The organism is Streptomyces sp. NPDC050535, assembly GCF_044457665.1.
GTDB lineage: Bacteria > Actinomycetota > Actinomycetes > Streptomycetales > Streptomycetaceae > Streptomyces.
The window spans coordinates 511,265-532,175 of the sequence record NZ_JBITHE010000004.1 but is presented as its reverse complement, the minus strand read 5'-3'; the positions used below and the strand labels follow the sequence as shown (position 1 = coordinate 532,175).

The window sequence follows — 20,911 nt, the reverse complement described above, 5'->3', positions numbered from 1 at the left end:
AGGCCGCCCGAGCCCCTCGGAACGGCCGGTGATCATCGCGGGTTTGGTGCCACGCACCATTGCTCCGTAAAATTCCGCCTTCGAAAGCGAGCGCGGTTCGAGCGCGGCGCGGAACCCGAGGAACGGCAACGGCGATGACGGTGACAGAGGACAGCCCGGCGACCCCCGCCGCGGACACGGCAGAGGTCGCGGAGGCGTCGTACGGGCCCGGCATCGACCCGGAGCGGCTGGCCGTCTGCCTCGGCGTGCTCGACGAGCTCGAGAAGATCGACGTCGACCACCCCGACGCCATCGCCGTCCGCCGGGCCACGGCGGGCGTCTACCGCACGGTCAAGCAGCGCCGCCGCCAGGACCGCCGGGCCGCCAAGACCGCCCACGACAAGGCGGTCACCGAGTCCACCGCCACCGGCTCCGCCCAGCGCATCGACGACGAGACCGAGGGCATCCTGCCCTCGTCCGTCACCGACGCCGGTGAGATCGCGGGGATACTCCAGCGCCCGCGCTCCTGCTACATCTGCAAGAAGCGGTACGTCGAGGTCGACTACTTCTACCACCAGCTCTGCCAGGAGTGCGCGGCCGAGAACCGGTCCCGCCGCGAGGCCCGCACCGACCTCAGCGGCAAGCGCGCGCTCCTCACCGGCGGCCGCGCCAAGATCGGCATGTACATCGCGCTGCGGCTCCTGCGGGACGGCGCGCACACCACCATCACCACCCGCTTCCCGAACGACGCGATCCGCCGCTTCAAGGCCATGCCCGACAGCGACGAGTGGATCGGCAGGCTGAAGATCGTCGGAATCGACCTGCGCGACCCCGCCCAGGTCGTCGCCCTCGCCGAGTCGGTGGCCGCCGAGGGACCGCTCGACATCCTGATCAACAACGCGGCCCAGACCGTACGCCGCTCACCGGGCGCCTACAGCGAGCTGCTCGCCGCCGAGTCGGGCCCGCTGCCCACCGGTGAGCTGCCGCCCGCCGAGGTGATCGGCACCTTCGGCTCCGGCGCCGTGGCCGCGCTCCCGGTCGCCGGGGGCGGCGCGCTGACCGCGAAGGAGGTCACCGACCTCGCGCTGGTGTCCGGCTCGGCGTCCCTGGAGCGGATCGCGGCCGGTACGGCGATCGACGCGGGCGGGCTCGTCCCCGACCTGCACGACACCAACAGCTGGATCCAGTCCGTCGAGGAGGTCACGCCGGTCGAGCTCCTGGAGGTCCAGCTCTGCAACTCCACCGCGCCGTTCATCCTCATCAGCCGGCTGCGCGGGGCGATGTCCGCCGCCGAGGCCAACCGCACGTACATCGTGAACGTCTCCGCCATGGAGGGTGTCTTCAGCCGCGGCTACAAGGGCGCCGGGCACCCGCACACCAACATGGCCAAGGCCGCTCTGAACATGCTCACGCGCACCAGCGCCCAGGAGATGTTCGAGAAGGACCGCATCCTGATGACCGCCGTCGACACCGGCTGGATCACCGACGAGCGCCCGCACCCCGACAAGATGCGCCTCGCCGACGCGGGCTTCCACGCCCCGCTCGACCTCATCGACGGCGCGGCCCGCGTGTACGACCCGATCGTGCGCGGTGAGCAGGGCGAGGACCTGTTCGGCGTGTTCATGAAGGACTACGCGCCGGGCAAGTGGTGACCTGACGGCCGCTTCAGGGGCGGGCGAAGGTGCCCAGGCCGTTCTCGTCGAACGCCTCGACGGTCACCTTCGCCGCCTTCGCGCCGTTCGATGCGCCCTTGAAGGTGACGCCGGACAGCCCGGTCGCGTTCTCCCCGGCCGTCTCGAAGCTGAACGTGTCGCCGTCGAAGTGCGTCAGCCGGAACGCCGTCGGTTTCGGACCGAGGCTCATCGTCAGTTCGCCGTTCCCCGCGGCCGTGACGGTGAGCGGGCCGTAGAAGTCGTTGTCGTACGTGCCCGTGTACGTGTCGTCGGACCGGGCGCCGGCCGCGTTCCCCGGGGGCTTGGTGTAGTCGGTGGGGGAGCGGCCTTCCTCCTCCTGCTGCCGGTACACCTGGTCGACCAGGGGCAGCCAGTCGGTGGTCGGCCTGCCGTACTGGGCCGTGTCGAGGAAGTCGAGCGCGACCGAGTCCGCCAGGCCCACGGGCGCCCCGTTGGTGAGGACGGTGATGCCGAGCTGCTCGCCGGGCAGCAGGTTCACGCTGGTGTTCACGCCTAGCTCGAAGGCGCCGGAGTGGCCCAGGCGCAACCGGCCCTGGTCGTCGTAGCCGACGTTCCAGCCGAGGCCGTAGAAGCCGGTGCGGCCCGCCGGGGCACGCGGGGGGCCGCTGACGATCTCGGGGAGGTGGGTGCGCTCCAGCGGGTCGGCGGGGATGATCTGCTCGCCGCCGAGCTTCCCGTTCGCCAGTTGCAGTCGCATCCAGGTGGCCATGTCACGGGCCGTGGAGCTCGCGCCGCCCGCGGGAGACTGGGCGTCGGCGTCACGGACGTACTTGGCCTCCCAGGAACCGTCCGCGTCCTTCACGTGCGTGGCAGCCTTGTTCTTCGCCTTGTCGTAGTCGGTGAAGCGGGAGCTGGTGTCGTTCATGCCGGCCGGGCCGTAGAGGGTGTCCTCGGCGAGCTTCTCCCAGGTGGTGTCGTTCGCGTTCGCGACCGCCTGGCCCGCGGCGGTGACTCCGAAGTTGGTGTACGCGTAACCGGCGCGGAACGGTGACAGCGGCTCGTACCGCAGATGCTCCAGGATGTACGTCCGGTCGAAGCCGAGGTCCTCGAGGAGGTCCCCGGAGTGGTCCGGTAGTCCGCTGCGGTGCGAGAAGAGGTCGGCGACGGTGACGTGCTCGGTGACCCAGGGGTCCTTGAGCGCGAAGCGCGGCAGTTCCGCCGCGACCGGATCGTCCCAGCCGATGGTCCTGTCGCCGACGGCTCCCGCGACCACGGTCGAGGCCAGCGGCTTGGACAGCGACGCCAGCTCGAAGACGGTGTCCGGGTCGATCGCCCCGGACTGCCCGACCCGCCGCTCGCCGAAGCCCTTCAGATAGATGACGCGGTCCTTGTGGACGACAGCGACCGCGACGCCGGGCACCCCGGTCTTCTTCATGCCGTCCCGGATCACGCGGTCGAGTGTGCCGACGGCGTCGTCCACGTCCGCCTTCGTGAGCTGCGGGGGAGGCTGGGGCGGTGGCGGGTCCGCCGCCGCGGTTCCGGAGGCCGCGTAGCCCGCGGAGAGCAGGGAGGCCACGGTCGCTGCGATCAGCGCCGTCCCTCTGTGGTGTCTCGCCTGCCGCCGAACACCCATGCTCACCATTCAACGCGCGGTCGGAGCCGTTGTCCTGCCGGGACCGCGGGTCCTGCCGGGACCGCGTTTCCCCCTATGCGCCTGGCGCCCGTGTCCTCAGGCGCTCGTGCACCGCATGGCCCGCGGAGCCCGCGTACGCGGCCCTGACCCGGGTCCCGCCGTCGACCAGCAGATCGGCACCGGTGATCCAGCCCGCCGCGTCGGAGGCAAGCCAGGTCACCGCCCGGGCGATGTCCTCGGGCCGCCCGATACGGCCCAGCGGGAGACCGGCGCCGAGCTCGTCCTCCGCGCCCTCCCACACGAAGCGGGCCATCTCCGTGCGGACGAGGCCGGGGGAGACGGAGTTCACCCGCACTCGGGGGGCCAGCTCGCCCGCGAGCTGCTGGGTGAGGTGCAGAAGGGCCGCCTTGCTGGTGGAGTAGGCGCCCACGTTGGGGCCGACGTGGGCGGCGCCCTCCGTGCAGATGTTCACCACCGTGCCGCCGTGCTCACTCATCCATGCCTGCCAGGCGCACCGCACCAGCCGCAGCGGGGCCTCGACATTGACGGTGAACGCCTCGCGCCAGCGGTCCGGGTCGGCGTCCATGAGGGGCCCGTACGGCTCGTTCACCGCCGCGTTGTTCACCACGATGTCGATCCGCCCGAACTCCCGGAGCGCCAGTGCGGTCAGCCGGCGCAGATGCGCGGGGTCGGCGACCGATCCCGCGAGCCCGACGCCGCCGAGCCGCGCGGCGGCCAGGGCCACCGTGTCCGCGTCCCGGGCGGTCACGCAGACCCGTGCCCCCGCTCCGGCGAGCTCCTCGGCGATGGCCAGGCCGATCCCGCGCGAGGCTCCGGTGACGATGGCGGCCCTGCCCTGGAGTCCGTACGGCGACGTCATCCGCGTACCGTCTCATGACGGTCCGTCAGCCAACAGGCCCCCGTCGTCGGCCGGTCAGCGGCCCCGGGCCGTCGGCCGGTTCCAGACCCCGGGCACCCCGGGCCGTGAGTGCTGTGCCGCCACGAGCTCCAGGACCGGACGCCAGTCCTCCATGACCCCGGCGTCGAGGCCGACGACCTTGCCCGCGTCATCCGCTTGCCGCAGCGTGACCGCGTCCTCGGCGAGGGGATCGCGTTCGAAGGAGGCGGCCTCAAGGGGTGTCATCGCGCCGCCCTGCACGGTCAGGGTCAGCGCGCTCCGCGCGGACAGTCCGCGGCCCGGTGAGGTGGTGGCCAGATAGCGCTTCGCCGTCACGTGCAGTCGGACGAGCCGGGAGACCCGGTCGCCGAGCAGTGGTCGTACCGCGTCGGCCGCGAGGTCGGCGTGACCGGCGTCGTCGCCCGGACCGATCAGGTGTCCGATGTCGTGCACCAGGCCGGCCAGCTGGAGTTCCTTGTCGGCGGGGTGGCCGCGGCGCAGGAGCGCGGCGGTCTGCAGGGCGTGATCGTGGAGATCGACCGGGTCGCCGCTGCCGTCCGGGGTGTCCCAGGCTCCCCGGCAGGCGTGCAGCAGATCCATCAGCTCCTCGACGCTGCGCAACTCCATGCGTCGGTCCTCCCGCGAGAAAAGCCGTTGCCGATCGTCAGCAGATCATGGCCTCCTTGCGCAGGGGCCAACGGGATCTGAACTGCGCCCGGAGTTCAGTGGTGTGCGCGATGGTGTCCGACGGCCCCCTGGTCGGTATTGAGCCGAATGGGTGGCAGTAAAGAGGGCGTAATGATGCAAATCAGCGCAGATCGGGGCTTGGTGGAGGCGGAATGAGACGAGACGGTTACCTCGTGTTTTCAGCCCCATAGAGCGGGCACCCGCTCATTTGGTTACTCTGTTCCGGACGGACAGCTACACGGGGTTCAACCCACACCCACGGTCCGTCCTGGGACAAGCCGGTCACCACGGCCTGCTCTCACACGAGTTACCGGCGCCACCGCGTCCCTAACTGCTTCGACTCATACCCGAGCGGACGTCAGGTGACCGGCAGCAGACCGGCCTTGTGCGTCCCGAGGGTGACCCGACACATAAGGAGTGCGCGGTGACACCGGAGAAGAATCGCGATCAACGCCCCACAGAACTCTCGGAGGGCGCGGGCCGTCGGCCCGAGAAGACGCTCGGCAGCCTCGACGTGTGGGCCAGGTCGGCCCCGATCCGCCTCGCGGGTTACGAGGACGACCTCGCCGAGCCGCACATCCTGCCCAGCGTCGACTGACCCTGGCAGAACCGATCGCGATCCTCCTGGCAGGATCCCTCGCGAACCCTGACGGCATGGGCGTGCCAGACTCACGCCCATGCTGATCAGAGAAGCCGCGGCCGACGACTGGCCGCGGATCTGGCCTTTCTGGCACCGGATCGTCGCCGCGGGCGAGACCTACACCTGGGACCCGGGCACCTCCGAGGAAGCGGCCGGCGCCCTCTGGACGGCTCCGGGCAAGCGCGTGTACGTCGCCGAGAACGCGGCCGGAGCCGTCGTCGGCTCGGCCTTCGTCACCCCCAACTACGGCGGCCCCGCCGACCGGATCGCCAACGCCGGCTTCATGGTCGACCCCGAGCACGGCGGGCGGGGCATCGGCCGCGCCCTCGCCGAGCACGTCCTCACCGTGGCCAAGGCGGACGGTTACCGCGGCATGGTGTTCAACGCCGTCGTGGAGACCAACCCGGCCGTCGGACTGTGGACTTCGCTCGGCTTCACCATCCTGGGAACCGTGCCGGACGCGTACGAACACCCCCGGCACGGACGGGTGGGGCTGCACATCATGTACCGGGCGCTGTAGCTCGATCCAGCGGTGCCGTACGCCGCCACGGGCGCAGCTCCTCCAACTGCGCCGCCAGGGCCAGGAGATCGCGCTCGGAACCCGGGCGCCCGACCAGTTGTACGGCAACCGGGGCGCCGCCCGGCAGTGTGCCGAACGGCACCGACATCGCCGGCCAGCCGGTGAGGTTCCACGGCGGGGTCAGCGGCGAGTAGTTCGTGTTGGCCAGCAGATTGCGCAGCCAGCCCCGCTCGTGCCAGGCCGCGGCGGCGGGACCCCGCCGGGCGAGCGCGGGCGTGAGCAGCACGTCGTGCTCGGTGAAGAACGGCTCCATCCGCTCGCGCAACCGCTCGCGGCGGCGCCCCTTGCGGACGCCGTTGACGAAGCGCCGCCCCACCGCCGCGTGCACACGGGTGCGCCGGGTCAGCAGGCGTGTGTCGAGCTCCGCAGCGTCCACGGAGGTACCCGCCGTCCAGTGCGCGAGCGAGGTCGTGCTCAGCCAGAGGGGGTAGGGCGGGTCGGCGGGCCGTACCTGGTGGCCCGCTCCGGCCAGCAGTCCCGCCGCCTCCCGGGCCGCGGACTTGTAGGCACGGGTGATCATCACGCCGACCAGAGGGCTGGCGACGGAGAGGGCGATCCTGCGGACTTCCTTCGCCTCGCCCGCCTCGCCCGCCTCGCCCGCCTCGGCCGCCGGGCGCCCGGCCTCCGTGCCGGCCAGTACCTCGAACATCAGGCGCGCGTCCTCGACGGTGGTCGCGAGCGGTCCGTTCTCCGACATGCCGAACCAGTCGCCGTGACCGATGCCCGCCGGGACCGTGCCATGGCCCGGTTTCAGCCCGACCAGGCCGCAGTTGGCCGCCGGTATGCGCAGAGAGCCCATGCCGTCGTTGCCGAGCGCGATCGGCACCATCCCGGCGGCGACCGCGGCCGCGCTGCCGCCGGAGGAGCCGCCCGCCGTGCGCGAGAGGTCCCACGGGTTGCGCGCGATGCCGTGCACGCCGTCGGTGGTGCCGAAGACGCAGAGCTCGGGCACGTTCGTCAGGCCCACGACCACCGCGCCCGCCGCACGGAGCCGGGCCACGGTGACATGGTCGTGGTCCGCGGGCGTTTCCGGGGTGGCGGCGGAGCCGTTGCGGTTGGACTCGCCGCGTACCGGGAGGTTGTCCTTGACGGCCACCGGCACGCCGGCGAGGGGCAGGCCGCTGAGATCCCGCGTGGCGAGGTCGTCGGCCTCGGCGAGGGCGGCCTCCGCCCGCAGCGTGCGGAAGGCGCCGACGCGGCTGTCGAGCAGCTCGATCCGGGCGAGGTGTTCTGCCACCACCTCGCGGGGCGTCACCCGCTTCTCGCGTACGGCTGCGGCGATCTCGGCGGCGGTCCGGCCGACCCAGGTGGTCACGGGCGCTCCTCTGTGTACCGGTGGGTAGTACGAGGTGCACTCTGCCCGGAGCGGGTTGTTCCGTCGAGAGGCCGGTGGGCTCGGACTCCCGGAAGGGTCCGTGCGGCGACCGGCCCCACCTCCCGGTGCCCGATAGATCATCCGATGACTTGCTCAACTTTCGTTGCTGCGCTCCCCATTGACAGGCCTTGGCGGCAGCTCGATCATCAGACATCCGATGAATGGGAGCCGTTATGAGCACCTATCCGAGACGTCAGGTACTGGGAGCCGCGGCCGGAGTCGCCGTCGCCGCCTCTCTTCCCCTCGCGGCCACGGCAGAGGCGCGACCGCTGGACGAGCGGCGGAGCGAGTGGGTCCCTGTCCCCGAACCGATACCCGTGCCGCTCGACGCCTACTTCGACAACGATGCCATCGACACCGCAACCGCCCGCGGCGGCGACTTCGACGGCTCGGGGTACACGTTCCCGGGCGAGGAACTCCCGGCGGGCCCGGTCCAGGTGGACGGCATCGCTTTTGTCTTCCCGTCCGCCGAGGCGGGCGCCAGGAACAACGTGGTCGCCCTCGGACAGCGCGTCGAACTGCCCAAGGGCAGTTACCTGTCCGCCCTGTTCCTCACGGCGGGCAGCTACGGCAACGCGTCGGGCAGGGCCACCGTGCACTACGCGGACGGCTCCACGACGAGTGCCGGGCTCGGCGGCTCGGACTGGTATGCGTCGGGCGGTTCGCTGTCGGCGGCGTACCGCTACCGGCCGGACGGCGCCAGGGACGAGCACCGGGTCGGCATCGGCACGGCGGAGGTCTGGATCGACCCGGCGCGCGAGGCGGTCGCCCTGACCCTGCCGACCACCAACCCCGCCGAGGAGAACAAGGCGTCCCTGCACGTCTTCGCCCTCTCCCTCCAGCCGGCCGCCCAGGGAAGGGCGTTGACCGTGCGGGACGCGCACTCCACCTTCTCCCTGCTGGAGTCCAGCGGCGCCCAGAGCGTGGAGGCCACCGTAGTCAACGCCGGCACCGTCGCCGTCCTCGCCGGTGACCGGGTGTCGGTCGGCGTAGAGGTGCCGGGCGCCCGCACGGTCGAGCCCGCGAGCGTGGTCCGCCTCGACCCCGGCGAACAGGCGCGGGTCCGCGTCGGCATCCGCAACCGGGTGGGCACGGCACCGGGAACGGCGCAGGACGGCAAGGTGATCGTCAGCGGGCGCGGCAGGCAGGTCACCAGCGGCGGCGGCAAGCTGACCCTCGGAGTCCCCGACTACCGGGCCACCGAGGACTCGTTGACGGGCCATCAGGCGCCCTACTGGTTCCACCGCGCCAAGTTCGGCATCTTCATCCACTGGGGCGTGTACTCGGTGCCCGCCTGGTCGCCGGTCGGCAAGCAGTACGCCGAGTGGTACTGGAACCACATGGAGAGCCAGGACAACGAGGTCTACGCATACCACCGGGAGACCTACGGCGAGGACTTCGCCTACGACGACTTCATTCCGATGTTCACGGCGAAGAGGTTCAACCCGCGGGCGTGGGTGGAGCTGTTCCGGGACGCGGGCGCGGAGTACCACGTACTGACCTCGAAACACCACGAGGGCTTCGCCCTGTGGGACACCGGGTTCGCCGACCGCAACTCCGTGAAGATGGGGCCGAAGCGCGATCTGATCCGCGAACTCTTCGACGCCTCGCAGCAGTTCACGCCGGAACTGAAGCGCGGCCTGTACTTCTCGATGCCCGAGTGGTTCAACCCGGACAACCCGTGGATGGGCCACGCCCCGCGCAACCCGTACACCCTGGAACCGCTCCCCTACACGGGCTACACCGCGGGCAAGGACTATGTGAAGGACTACCAGGCCCCGCAGTTGCTGGAGCTGATCCACGGCTACGACCCGGCGTTGATCTGGTGCGACATCGGCGGCGCGAACGACAGCCTCGAGGTGCTCGCCGAGTACTTCAACCACGGCAAGAACAGGCGCAAGCCGTACGAGGTGACCGTCAACGACCGTTCGGGGATCGGCTTCCACGACTTCACGACCCCCGAGTACGCGACGTACGAGAACACCGTCATCGCCAAGTGGGAGTCCAGCCGCGGCCTGGACCCCCGCAGCTACGGCTACAACCGGGCCACCCCCGACGACGCCTACATGACCACCGAGGAGGTCGTTCACACGCTGGTGGACATCGTCTCCAAGAACGGCAACTTCCTCCTCGACATCGGCCCGCGCGCCGACGGCACGATCCCGGAGATCATGGAGACCCGACTGCGTGAGACCGGCCGATGGCTGAAGACCAACGGCGAGGCGATCTACGACACGACGTACTGGTCGCGGATGGCGGAACTCGGCGAGGACCTCCGCTTCACGGTCAGGCAGAACAAGGCCTTCTACATCCACTCGCTGGCCGCGCCCGGCAGCAAACTGACCGTCGCCGCGCCGGTACCGATCCGCGCCGGGGACAAGGTCACCATGCTCGGCCACCACCGGCCGCTGACCTGGAAGGTGAGCGACGGATCGCTGGTGATCGACGTGCCCGAGGCCGCCCGTAAGGCCGGACAGCACGTGTGGGTGTTCAAGGTGGACTGGCAGAGCTGACCCCGGCGGCCGGGGCGGAGGTCGCGACTGACCTCCGCCCCGGCCCTGTTCACGCTCCGCGGGGCCCCGTGCTGTCCCGCTCGATCAGCCGCGGCACCGGCACCTGCACCGTCCGGGCCGGACCGCCGTCCATCAGCGCGGTCAGTTCCTGCGCGGCCGTGCGGCCGAACTCCACGGTGTCGCGGGAGAGCGCGGACAGCCACGGCTTGACCATGCGGCACAGCGCCGAGTCCTCCCAGGCCACGACCGAGACGTCACCCGGCACCGAGAAACCGAGCTCGGCGGCGGCGGCCACCCCGGCGACGGCCATCACGTCGTTGTCGTAGACCAGCGCGGTCGGCGGAGTACCGCTCTCCAGGACGCGGTGGGTGACGGCCGCGCTCTCCGCGTCCGAGTAGTCCGTGGGCACCGAGCGGACCTCGGTCAGTCCCCGGCGCTCGGCCTCGGCGCGCAGCGTACGGATCCGGCGTTCGGTGTGGGCGAGCCCGGGAAGCCCCGCGATGTGCACGATCCGGCGGTGGCCGAGCGCGTACAGCTCGTCCACGAGCGCGGCCATCGCGGCCGAGTCGTCGGCCCAGACGATGGACAGCCCCGGATGCCGGGCGTCCGGTACGCCGCCGATGACCACGGCGGGCAGGCCGAGCTCGTCGAGGAGGTCCGGGCGCGGATCGTCGACACGCGGGTCGACGACCAGTACCCCGTCCACCCGGTGCTCGGCCCACCAGCGCCGGTAGACCGCGCACTCGGCGGTGACGTCCTCCACCACCTGGAAGAGCAGGCCGAGATGGCGCTCCGCCAGCACCTCCTGGATGCCGGAGACGAGCTGGAGGAAGAAGGAGTCCACGCCGAGCGTGTCCGCCGGCCGCGCCAGCACGAAGCCGACCGTGGCGGCGCCCTCGCCGGACAGCGCGCGGGCCGCCGTACTCGGCCGCCAGCCCAGCTGTTCGGCGACCCGGCGCACCCGGTCGCGGGTGATCTCGGAGACCCCCGGCCGGTCGTTGAGCGCGAAGGAGACCGCGCTCTCGGAGACTCCGGCGCGGCGCGCGATGTCCTTCATCGTCGGCCGGCGCGCGGGAGACCGCTTGGCTGGCAACCCTGCTCCCCGTTCTTTCGAGACCCACTCGGTTCTTTCGAGACCCACTTGCGACGTCCTTCGACGTCATCCTCCGCCGCGCACTAATGCGCTTGAGCTGATGCAATCTAAAGCGCATTAGTGATCGATTGCAAGAGGCTGACCATGCGCCCCTGACCTGCCCCGTTGTGCCACTAATGACTTTAGCTGGCGCTAATCCATTGACTTGCGCCGCGAGTTGCCCGCAAAGTCTGCCCCGGTACTGTTCGCCAACCTGGTGCAAAGGAGCCCGGTCACCGTGCGCACACCTCGCAGAGCACTCGCCGCCGCCGCCATCGCCTTCGTCCTGCCGCTGAGCGCCTGCGGTTCCGGGGACGGCGGGAGCGGCTCCACGGACGCCTCCGGCAAGGTCGAGGGCGACATCACCTTCCAGACCTGGAACCTTCAGGCCAACTTCAAGCCGTATTTCGAGGGCGTGATCGCAGACTTCGAGAAGAAGTACCCGGACACGCACGTGAAGTGGATCGACCAGCCGGCCGAGGGCTACGCCGACAAGATCAGCGCGGACGCGGCGGGCGGCACCCTGCCCGACGTCGTGAACGTCTCGCCGGACCTCGTCGCGCCGCTCGCCAAGGCCGGGTTCGCGCTCGACCTGGACAAGGCCGCCTCGAAGTACAAGAAGGAGTACCTGGACGGCGCCTGGGCCAGCCACCAGATACCGGGCATGACGGGGACCTACGCCTTCCCCTGGTACCTCAACACCGGACCGCTCTTCTACAACAAGTCGCTCTTCGAGGAGGCCGGGCTCGACCCCGCCAAGCCCCCGACGACGTACGACGAACTCTTCGGCAACGCGCTGGAGCTGGCCGAGAAGAGCGACGGCAAGGTGGCCACGCTCGCCAACGTGCCCACCATCGAGGACTTCGGCCGCTACGGCGTCGAGCTGATGAACGAGGAAGGCACCGCCTTCGCCTTCAACGACGCCAAGGGCATCGAACTCCTGACCAAGTACAAGGAGTTGTACGACGCCAAGGCGCTGGACTCGCAGGCGCTGACCGCGACCCCGGAGTCGTCCGGCAAGAAGTTCCTCACCGGGGCCGTCGCCATGAACCCCGGCAGCGCCCTGGACCTGGAGAACTTCAAGAAGCAGGCGCCGAACCTCTACAAGAACATCGGCATCACGGACCAGATCACCAGCACCGGCAAGGTGAACATGTACGTGATGGGCGTGATGGTGAACTCGCGGACCAAGCGCACCCCGGCCGCGGTCGCCTTCGCGCACTTCGTCACCGACGCGCGGAATCAGATGGCGTTCGCGAAGCAGGTCGCGATCTTCCCGAGCACCGCGGGCTCCCTGGACGACCCGTACTTCACCAAGGAGGACGGGACCGACGTGACACGGGTGCGGGTGGCGGCGGCCAAGTCCCTGAAGAACGCGGTGAACTACACGCCGGTCCTCTTCAGCGAGCAGATGAAGACCGAACTGCGCAACGAGGTGGCCAAGGCCCTCCAGGGCAAGGAGAGCCCCAAGGAAGCTCTTGACAACGCTGTCAAGGCCTGCGACCGGCTTCTCCAGCAGCAGGGCTGACCGACATGGCCAGCTCTTCCACCGTCTCCGACGGAGCCCGGCGCGATACGCGGGCCGGGCGCCCTCCGCGGGCCGGGCGCCCTCCGCGGGCCGGGCGCCCTCAGGGCGTGCGGCGTCATCTGCCCACCAGCCCCTGGCTGTTCGCCGCCCCCGGGCTACTGGTCATCGGCGTCTTCATCCTGTATCCGTTCGTCTCCACGCTGGTCAACTCCTTCACCGACCGCCGGACACTGATCCCCGGCGAGTTCGTCGGCCTGGCCAACTTCCGCGAGCTGCTGCACGACGACATGTTCTGGATCGGGCTGCGCAACAGCACGCTGTACGTCCTCGGGGTCGTCCCCGCGCTCGTCCTGCTGCCGCTGCTGCTCGCCATGCTGGTCCAGAAGAACATCCCGGGCATCGCCTTCTTCCGGTCGGCGTTCTACACCCCGGTGGTCGCGTCGATCGTGGTGGTCGGGCTCATCTGGGTGTGGCTCCTTGACGAACGCGGCCTGGTGAACTCGCTGTTGGAGGCGATCGGGGTCGGCAGGGTCGGCTTCCTCAGCGACCAGTGGCTGCTTCTGCTGAGCGCCATGGCCGTCACGATCTGGAAGGGGCTCGGCTACTACATGATCATTTATCTGGCCGCGCTCGCCAACGTGCCGCGCGAGCTGCACGAGGCCGCCGCGGTCGACGGCGCGGGGGCGGTGCGCCGCTTCCTCACGGTCACCGTGCCCGCCGTCCGCTCCACGATGGTGCTGGTCGGCGCGCTGTCCTCGGTGGCCGCCTTCAAGGTGTTCTCCGAGGTCTATCTGATGGCCGGCCCGGACGGCGGCCCGGCGGGCGAGGACACCACCCTCGTCATGCTCGTCCAGCGCACCGGCACCGGACTGACCGGCCGCGTCGGCTACGCCTCCGCCATGTCGGTCGTCGTCTTCGTCGTCACCGTCGCCCTGATGCTGCTGGTGCTGCGCGCCGACCGGAAGGAGGACACGTGAGCGTGCTGGAGAAGGTACGTCCCGCCGAGCGCCCGGCGCAGGCGAAGCGGCCCCGTCGCCGGGTCACCGACGAGGACGGCCGCCGCGTACGCGCCTGGGAACTCGCCCTGCGCTACCTGCTGTTGATAGCCGTACTCGCCCTCACCGTCGGACCCTTCCTGTGGCAGCTGTCCACCTCGCTCAAGGGCCCGACCGAGGACATCTACAGCTCGACGCCCAAGTTCCTGCCCAGCCACCCGACACTGCACAACTACGACCGGGTCGCCGAGACCATCCCGGTCTGGGACTACGCCCTCAACTCGCTGAAGGTCGCGGGCGCCAACGTCGTGACGAACTGCGTCGGGTCGGCCCTCGCGGGCTACGCCCTGGCCCGGATGCGCTACCGGGGCCGGCGGGTGGCCACCCTCGTCTTCATCCTGGCGATGCTGGTCCCCGTGGAGAGCATCATCATCGCCCAGTTCACCACCATGCGTGAGCTCGGCCTGAACAACACCCTCATCGGGGTGGTGCTGCCCGCCTGCGTCAGCGCCATGAACGTCCTGCTGATGCGCAACGCCTTCCTCAACCTCCCCTACGAGATCGAGGAGGCCGCCTTCGTCGACGGGGCGAACGCCTGGCAGCGGTTTCTGCGGATCGCGCTGCCCTCGGTGAAGGGAACCCTCGCCGTCGTCGCGATCTTCGCCTTCATGGGCGCCTGGGACGACTTCCTGTGGCCGCTCATCGTGCTCAGCGATCCCTCGAAGTTCACCCTGACCATCGGACTCAACTATCTGCACGGCACCTTCGCCAACGACGAACGGCTCGTCGCCGCGGGCACGATCATCGCCGTGGCACCGCTGATCATCCTCTTCGCCTGCCTCCAGCGGTACTTCTTCCGCGGGGTCGGCGAGGGCGCCGTCAAGGGCTGACCGCTCCGTACCTCCCCTTCGCCCCGCAAGGATCCCGCATGCCTGCTGTCGTGCGCTTCGGCGTCAACTACACCCCGAGCCAGGGGTGGTTCCACCACTGGCTCGACTTCGACCTCGACGCCGTACGCGCCGATCTGGACTCGATCGCCGCACTCGGTCTTGACCACATCCGGGTCTTCCCGCTCTGGCCCTACTTCCAGCCCAACCGCACCCTGATCCGCCCGCGCGCCGTGGAGCAACTGCTCGCGCTCGCCGACGCGGCCGCCGAACGCGGACTCGACGTCAACGTCGACGGCCTCCAGGGGCACCTGTCGAGCTTCGACTTCCTGCCCGCGTGGACCCAGACCTGGCACCGGCGGAACATCTTCACCGACCCGGAGGTGGTCGAGGGCGAGGCCGACTACCTCCGGGTGCTCGCCGCCGCGCTCGCCGACCGGCCCAACTTCATCGGCATGACGATCGGCAACGAGGTCAACCAGTTCGCGGCGGGCCCGCATCCCGACCCGGACCGCATCACGCCCGGGCAGGCGGAGGCCTGGCTGCGACGGCTGCTCGCCGCCTGCGAGGAGGGCGCACCGGGCAAACTGCATCTGCACGCCTCCTACGACGCCGCCTGGTACCAGGACGACCAGCCGTTCACGCCCGAGCACTCGGCCAGGCTCGGCGCCGTCACGGCCGTGCACTCCTGGGTGTTCAACGGCACGGCCCAGCGCCACGGCCGTACCGGCGTCGCCACCGAGCACCACGCCGCGTACCTCATCGAGCTCTCCAAGGCGTGGGCCGACGATCCGCGCCGGCCGGTGTGGCTCCAGGAGGTGGGCGCGCCCGCTCCGCTGATCCAGGCCGGGCACGCGGCCGCGTTCACCGAGGCGACCGTCGCGAACGCCCTGGACTGCCCCGACGTGTGGGGCATCACCTGGTGGTGCTCGCACGACGTCAGCCGCGACCTCGCCGACTTTCCCGAACTCGAATACAGCCTCGGCCTGTTGACCAACGACCGGCAGGCCAAGCCCGCGGGTCGCACCATCGCGCGGATCATCGGGGAACAGCGCGACCCCGGCGGTCCGTACGGGCCCCCCGCACCCCGGACCACGGCCCTGGCGGTCGACATCACGCCAGGCCGTTCCGTGTGTGCCCCTGGTGGGCAGGTCTTCGAGGCCTTCGCCCGGCTGACCGCCGACGGGGCCCGCCCCACCACCGTTCTCGCGAGCCGCGCCGACGACAGGGAACACCTCGCGGCCCGTGGCATCACCGAAGTCGTCACACCTGATCAGGTCACCGAGTAGCCCGTCCCCACGACCACACGGAGCACACAGTGAACCTCAGCAGACGCACCGTCCTGCTCGCCGGAGCAGGCGTCGCCGCCGGACTCGCCCCCGGCCTCTCCGGCACCGCGGCGGCCGCCGCCCGAGACCTCCAGCCCTACGCCTCCTACTGGTACCCCGACTCGCTGCCCTCGGGCACCCCCGGCACCGGCATCACCTGGCGCGCCCTGAAGAGCTGGAGCGCCGCCAACGACGCCGACCTCGCGTTCAACGCCGCGTCCGTGCCGCTCGCCGCGCGCTTCACACCTACCCCGGCGAACACGACCGCCCGCGACGGCCAGGCCCGTATCCAGTCCCTCGTCTCCTTCGGCCCCACGGCGAGCAACCCCTCGCAGGGCGCGGCCGACGCCGACTACTACGCGCTCACCCACTGGGCGTACGTCGACGAACTCGTCTTCTGGGGCGGCTCGTCGGGCGAGGGACTGATCCTGGCCCCGAACGCGCCGATCGTCGACGCGGCCCACCGCCACGGCGTACCCGTCCTCGGCAATGTCTTCCTGCCGCCGGTCGCCTACGGGGGACAGCTCCAGTGGACCCGCGACCTGGTCCAGAAGGACTCCGCCGGGCACTACCCGCTGGCCGCCCAACTCGTCGCGGTGGCCGACGCGTACGGCTTCGACGGCTGGTTCGTGAACGCCGAGACGAGCGGCGGCAACGCGGCGCTCGCCACCGACATGCTCGGCTTCCTGAAGGAGCTCAAGGCGCTCGGCACGGCGAAGGGACAGCGCGTCACCTGGTACGACTCGATGACCGTCGGCGGCTCGGTGAGCTGGCAGGGCGCGCTGAACAGCCAGAACCAGACGTTCTTCCAGTCCGCCGACTCCATGTTCATCGACTTCCGCTGGTCACAGAGCAGCCTCGCCTCGTCAGGGACGCTGGCGCAGCAACTAGGACGCAACCGCTACGAGTTGTGGACAGGCGTCGATGTGGAGGCCAGCGGTACGAGCAAATCGGTCAACTGGAACGCCATCGTGCCGACCGCCGCGGCCCACGTCACCTCCATCGGTTTCTACCGGCCCGAGTGGACCCGCAACCACCTGCCCGCGGGCCGGACGCCCGGTGACTTCCACGCCGCCGACGACCTCTTCTGGACCGGCGCCTCCCTCGACCCCGCCAGGCCCAACACCACGGCCAGTTGGCGCGCACCGGCCCTCTCCGTCGCCGACCGCTCGACCGTCACCACCGTCCCCTTCGCGAGCACCTTCAACACCGGCCACGGCCTGAAGTGGTACGAGGACGGCACGGCGACCTCGGCGACGGCCTGGAACCACCTCGGTCTCCAGGACCGGCTGCCGTCCCGCCGCTGGGTCACCCGGACCACCGGCCAACGCCCCGCCGTCACCTTCGACTTCGCGGACGCCTGGCGCGGCGGCAGCAGCGTCCTCGTCGACGGCGCCCTCGACGCCCCGACCACGCTTGACCTGTACGCGACCCGGCTGCCACTGGGCACGGACACGGTGGTCGAGCTGACCCACCGCGCCGTCTCCGGAAGCGTGCGGGTCGAACTCGCCGTCGCCACCGCCGAACCGGACGCCGCGGGCGGGGCGCCCCCGTACACGTACTTCCCGGTGAGCGCGGGCGCCGACTGGGGCACCTCGACCGTGCACCTGACGGAACTGCCGGGAGAGGTGCGTGCGCTGGGCGTGCGGCTCACCGCCACCGGCGGGCCGGTGCGCTGGCGGCTGGGCGGCCTCGCCGTCCGGGACGCGGTGGTGACCCCTGCCGCGCCCACCGGCCTGCGCGTCACGGACTCCGACGCGGGCAGCCTGCGCTTCGCCTGGGAAGGCGCCCCGGGACCCGTGCGCCACTACGAGCTGTACCGGACTCTCCCCGACGGCACCCGCCGCTTCCTCGGCGGCACCTGCCAGCGCGCGTTCTACGTCGGCGGTCTCGTCCCCGAGCAGGGGGAGACGGCCGCGCGGTTCGAACTGCGGGCGGTGGGGGAGCTGTTCACCGTCTCCCTACCCACCACGACCACCCACACCTGGTAGCAGGCACCACCTCACCCCACGGAGCACTCTCATGCATGACGACCGCACTCTGGTCGAAGCCCGTCTCAAGCGCGTTCTCGACGAGCGCATCCGTCCCGCCGTGTATCCCGAGTCCGTACCGCTCCAGGTCGCGGTGTGGCACGCGCCCGGCGAGCCGGTCCCGGTGGCCGAGGGCCTGGCCGCCGCGACGGAGCCGATCGAGGTGGGCGCGCGCTGGGGTGCTCCGTGGGGCACGAGCTGGTTCCGCGTCACCGGCACCGTCCCCGAGGCGTGGGCCGGCCGCACCGTCGAGGCGCTGCTCGACCTCGGCTTCGACGAGAACATGCCCGGCTTCCAGTGCGAAGGACTCGTCTACCGGCCCGACGGGACTCCGGTGAAGGGTCTCAACCCGCGCAACCAGTGGGTCCGGGTCGGCGCACCCGTCGAGGGCGGCGAGGAGGTCCGGCTGCACATCGAGGCGGCCTCCAACCCGGTCATCCTCGACTACCACCCCTTCCTGCCGACCCAGTTGGGCGACAAGGAGACGGCGGGCAGCGAACCGCAGTACAAGCTGGAGCGGATGGATCTCGCCGTCCTCGACGAGACCGTCTGGCAGCTCGTCCTCGACCTGGAGGTGCTCGGCGAGCTGATGGCCGAGCTGCCGGTGGAGTCGGCGCGGCGCTGGGACATCCTGCGTGCCGTCGAGAGGGCGCTCGACGCCGTCGACCTCCAGGACGTCAACGGAACAGCGGAGGTGGCGCGTTCACGGCTCGCCGGGGTGCTGGCCGAGCCCGCCGTGCCCTCCGCGCACCGGATCAGCGCCGTCGGACACGCGCACATCGACTCGGCGTGGCTGTGGCCGCTGCGGGAGACGGTCCGCAAGGTGGCCCGGACGACCTCCAACATGACCGCGCTCATCGAGGACGAACCGGACTTCGTCTTCGCCATGTCGCAGGCCCAGCAGTGGGCGTGGGTGAAGGAGCACCGGCCCGAGGTGTGGGCGAAGGTGAAGAAGGCAGTCGCCGACGGGCGGTTCGTGCCTGCGGGCGGCATGTGGGTCGAGTCGGACACGAACATGCCGGGCTCGGAGGCGATGGCCCGTCAGTTCGTCCACGGCAAGCGCTTCTTCCTCGATGAGTTCGGCATCGAGAACGACGAGGCCTGGCTGCCGGACACCTTCGGCTTCGCCGCCGGACTGCCGCAGATCATCAAGGCCGCCGGATCCAAGTGGCTGCTGACCCAGAAGATCTCCTGGTCGCAGACCAACAGGTTCCCGCACCACACCTTCCAGTGGGAGGGCATCGACGGCACCCGCATCTTCACGCACTTCCCGCCCGTCGACACCTACAACTGCTCCATGAAGGGCAGCGAGATCGCCCACGCCGCCCGCAACTTCAAGGACAAGGGCGTTGCCCGGCACTCCCTCGCGCCCACCGGCTGGGGCGACGGAGGCGGCGGCACGACACGCGAGATGGTCGCCAAGGCGGCCAGGCTGCGGAATCTCGAAGGCTCCGCGACGGTGGTGTGGGAGACGCCGGAGGAGTTCTTCAAGAAGGCCGAGGCCGAGTACCCCAACGCCCCCGTTTGGGTGGGTGAGTTGTACCTCGAACTGCACCGCGCCACGCTCACCAGCCAGGCGAGGACCAAGCAGGGCAACCGGCGCAGCGAACACCTCCTGCGCGAGGCGGAACTCTGGGCGGCGACCGCGACCGTGCGAACCGGATCCCCTTATCCGTACGAGGAGTTGGACCGTATCTGGAAGACGGTGCTGCTCCACCAGTTCCACGACATCCTGCCTGGCTCCTCCATCGCCTGGGTGCACCGGGAGGCACGCGCCACCTACGACCGCCTCGCCGCCGAGCTGGACGGGATCATCGACACGGCCCAGCGCGCGCTGGCCGGCGAGGGCTCGGCCGCCCTCGTCTTCAACTCGGCGCCGCACCTGCGCGACGGTGTCCCCGCGGGCGGCGCGCGGACCGCGGCCATCGAGGGAAGCGCCGCGCTCGCACCCCGCGCCGACGGCGGTTTCGTCCTCGACAACGGGCTGCTGCGGGTCGCCGTCGACGCCCGCGGACTCGTCGTGTCGGCGTACGACATCGAGGCCGACCGGGAGACGATCGCGCCCGGCCAGGCCGCGAACCTGCTCCAACTGCACCCCGACTTCCCCAACATGTGGGATGCCTGGGACGTCGACGAGTTCTACCGCAACACGGTCACCGACCTGGTCGACGCCGACGAGGTCGTGCCCGGTGACGACGGCGTGTCGGTCCGGGTCGTACGGTCCTTCGGCGCGTCGCGGGTCACCCAGGTGCTGTCGCTCGCGGCGGGGGAGCGGCGGCTCGGCATCGACACCGAGGTCGACTGGCACGAGACGGAGAAGTTCCTGAAGCTCGCCTTCCCGCTCGACGTGCACGCCGAACGCTACGCGTCCGAGACGCAGTTCGGGCACTTCTACCGGCCCACCCACACCAACACCAGCTGGGAGGCGGCCAAGTTCGAGGCGTGCAACCACCGGTTCGTGCACATCGAGGAACCGGGCTGGGGCGTCGCACTCGTCAACGACTCGACGTACGGCCACGACGTGACCCGGACCGTCCGGGACACCGACTCCGGCACGACGACCACCGTGCGCGTCTCGCTGCTGCGCGCCCCGCGTTTCCCGGACCCCGAGACGGACCAGGGTGTCCATCGCTTCCGGCACGCGCTGGTGCCCGGCGCGGGGATCGGGGACGCGGTGCGCGAGGGATGGCGGATCAACCTCCCGGAGCGGCGGGTGACCGGTTCCGGGGAGGTCGCGCCGCTGGTGACCGTCGACCAGGACGCCGTCGTCGTCACGGCGGTCAAGCTGGCCGACGACGGCAGCGGCGACGTGATCGTCCGCTTCCACGAGTCACGCGGCGCCCGTACGCGCGCCACGCTGACTCCCGGGTTCGGGTTCGCCGGCGTCACGGTGACCGACCTGCTGGAGCGGCCGTTGGCGGACGCCGCCGCCCCCGAGCGGGACGGTGACCGCCTCACCCTGCGGCTGCGGGCCTTCGAGCTGGTGACGCTGCGACTGACCCGGGCCTGAGGAACCCCCGGCGCCCAGTACGGGCCGAAGCGATCGCGGCTCGATCGATGCGGGCGGTCCCG

Annotated in this window: 15 protein-coding genes; 10 read left to right on the top strand and 5 right to left on the bottom strand. The window is 70.6% G+C overall.

Annotation, left to right across the window (positions count from 1 at the left end; all coding sequences use genetic code 11):
• The first annotated feature begins 134 nt into the window (after positions 1-134).
• On the top strand, positions 135-1,631 hold the full coding sequence (locus ACIBLC_RS12930; protein ID WP_399210916.1) for an SDR family NAD(P)-dependent oxidoreductase: 1,497 nt from the start codon (positions 135-137) through the stop codon (positions 1,629-1,631).
• Between the two features lie 13 nt (positions 1,632-1,644).
• On the opposite strand, the gene ACIBLC_RS12925 is transcribed toward ACIBLC_RS12930, so the two are convergent.
• From ACIBLC_RS12925 to ACIBLC_RS12915, 3 genes are all read right to left on the bottom strand, one after another.
• Positions 1,645-3,246, bottom strand: a complete 1,602-nt coding sequence (locus ACIBLC_RS12925) for a serine hydrolase (protein WP_399210915.1) — start codon at positions 3,244-3,246, stop codon at positions 1,645-1,647.
• Positions 3,247-3,319: 73 nt separating this feature from the next.
• Positions 3,320-4,126 (bottom strand): SDR family oxidoreductase, encoded by an 807-nt coding sequence (locus ACIBLC_RS12920; protein ID WP_399210914.1) that lies wholly within the window; start codon positions 4,124-4,126, stop codon positions 3,320-3,322.
• A 54-nt stretch (positions 4,127-4,180) separates the two neighbouring features.
• Positions 4,181-4,771, bottom strand: coding sequence for an HD domain-containing protein (locus ACIBLC_RS12915; protein WP_399210913.1), 591 nt, complete (start codon positions 4,769-4,771; stop codon positions 4,181-4,183).
• A 484-nt stretch (positions 4,772-5,255) separates the two neighbouring features.
• On the opposite strand from ACIBLC_RS12915, the gene ACIBLC_RS12910 reads away from it, so the two are divergent.
• Both ACIBLC_RS12910 and ACIBLC_RS12905 read left to right on the top strand, forming a co-directional pair.
• Positions 5,256-5,429, top strand: coding sequence for a hypothetical protein (locus ACIBLC_RS12910; RefSeq protein ID WP_399210912.1), 174 nt, complete (start codon positions 5,256-5,258; stop codon positions 5,427-5,429).
• Between the two features lie 79 nt (positions 5,430-5,508).
• The gene (locus tag ACIBLC_RS12905) at positions 5,509-5,991 is read left to right on the top strand and encodes a GNAT family N-acetyltransferase (RefSeq protein ID WP_399210911.1); all 483 of its coding nucleotides are present in this window, start codon (positions 5,509-5,511) and stop codon (positions 5,989-5,991) included.
• On the opposite strand, the gene ACIBLC_RS12900 is transcribed toward ACIBLC_RS12905, so the two are convergent.
• Positions 5,972-7,366: an amidase gene (locus ACIBLC_RS12900; protein ID WP_399210910.1), complete on the bottom strand. Its 1,395-nt coding sequence runs from the start codon at positions 7,364-7,366 to the stop codon at positions 5,972-5,974. The genes ACIBLC_RS12905 and ACIBLC_RS12900 overlap by 20 nt on opposite strands.
• A 233-nt stretch (positions 7,367-7,599) precedes the next feature.
• Here ACIBLC_RS12900 and ACIBLC_RS12895 point away from each other — a divergent pair, with 233 nt between their 5' ends.
• Positions 7,600-9,939 (top strand): alpha-L-fucosidase, encoded by a 2,340-nt coding sequence (locus ACIBLC_RS12895; protein ID WP_399210909.1) that lies wholly within the window; start codon positions 7,600-7,602, stop codon positions 9,937-9,939.
• Positions 9,940-9,988: 49 nt separating this feature from the next.
• Here the strand turns inward: ACIBLC_RS12895 and ACIBLC_RS12890 are convergent, their stop codons facing one another.
• Positions 9,989-11,032: a LacI family DNA-binding transcriptional regulator gene (locus ACIBLC_RS12890; protein ID WP_399210908.1), complete on the bottom strand. Its 1,044-nt coding sequence runs from the start codon at positions 11,030-11,032 to the stop codon at positions 9,989-9,991.
• Between the two features lie 277 nt (positions 11,033-11,309).
• Here ACIBLC_RS12890 and ACIBLC_RS12885 point away from each other — a divergent pair, with 277 nt between their 5' ends.
• From ACIBLC_RS12885 to ACIBLC_RS12860, 6 genes are read left to right on the top strand one after another with little or no spacing between them, the layout of a single operon-like run.
• The gene (locus tag ACIBLC_RS12885) at positions 11,310-12,599 is read left to right on the top strand and encodes an ABC transporter substrate-binding protein (protein ID WP_399210907.1); all 1,290 of its coding nucleotides are present in this window, start codon (positions 11,310-11,312) and stop codon (positions 12,597-12,599) included.
• A gap of 5 nt (positions 12,600-12,604) precedes the next feature.
• Complete coding sequence (locus ACIBLC_RS12880) at positions 12,605-13,576, top strand: carbohydrate ABC transporter permease (RefSeq protein WP_399210906.1); 972 nt, start codon at positions 12,605-12,607, stop codon at positions 13,574-13,576.
• Positions 13,573-14,484, top strand: a complete 912-nt coding sequence (locus ACIBLC_RS12875) for a carbohydrate ABC transporter permease (RefSeq protein WP_399210905.1) — start codon at positions 13,573-13,575, stop codon at positions 14,482-14,484. Before ACIBLC_RS12880 ends, ACIBLC_RS12875 begins: the two co-directional genes overlap by 4 nt.
• Positions 14,485-14,522: 38 nt before the next feature.
• On the top strand, positions 14,523-15,770 hold the full coding sequence (locus ACIBLC_RS12870; RefSeq protein WP_399210904.1) for a glycosyl hydrolase: 1,248 nt from the start codon (positions 14,523-14,525) through the stop codon (positions 15,768-15,770).
• A gap of 29 nt (positions 15,771-15,799) precedes the next feature.
• Entirely contained in the window at positions 15,800-17,800 is a 2,001-nt protein-coding gene (locus ACIBLC_RS12865) for an endo-beta-N-acetylglucosaminidase (protein ID WP_399210903.1), read from the top strand.
• Positions 17,801-17,831: 31 nt separating this feature from the next.
• The gene (locus tag ACIBLC_RS12860) at positions 17,832-20,849 is read left to right on the top strand and encodes an alpha-mannosidase (protein WP_399210902.1); all 3,018 of its coding nucleotides are present in this window, start codon (positions 17,832-17,834) and stop codon (positions 20,847-20,849) included.
• Positions 20,850-20,911: the final 62 nt, after the last annotated feature.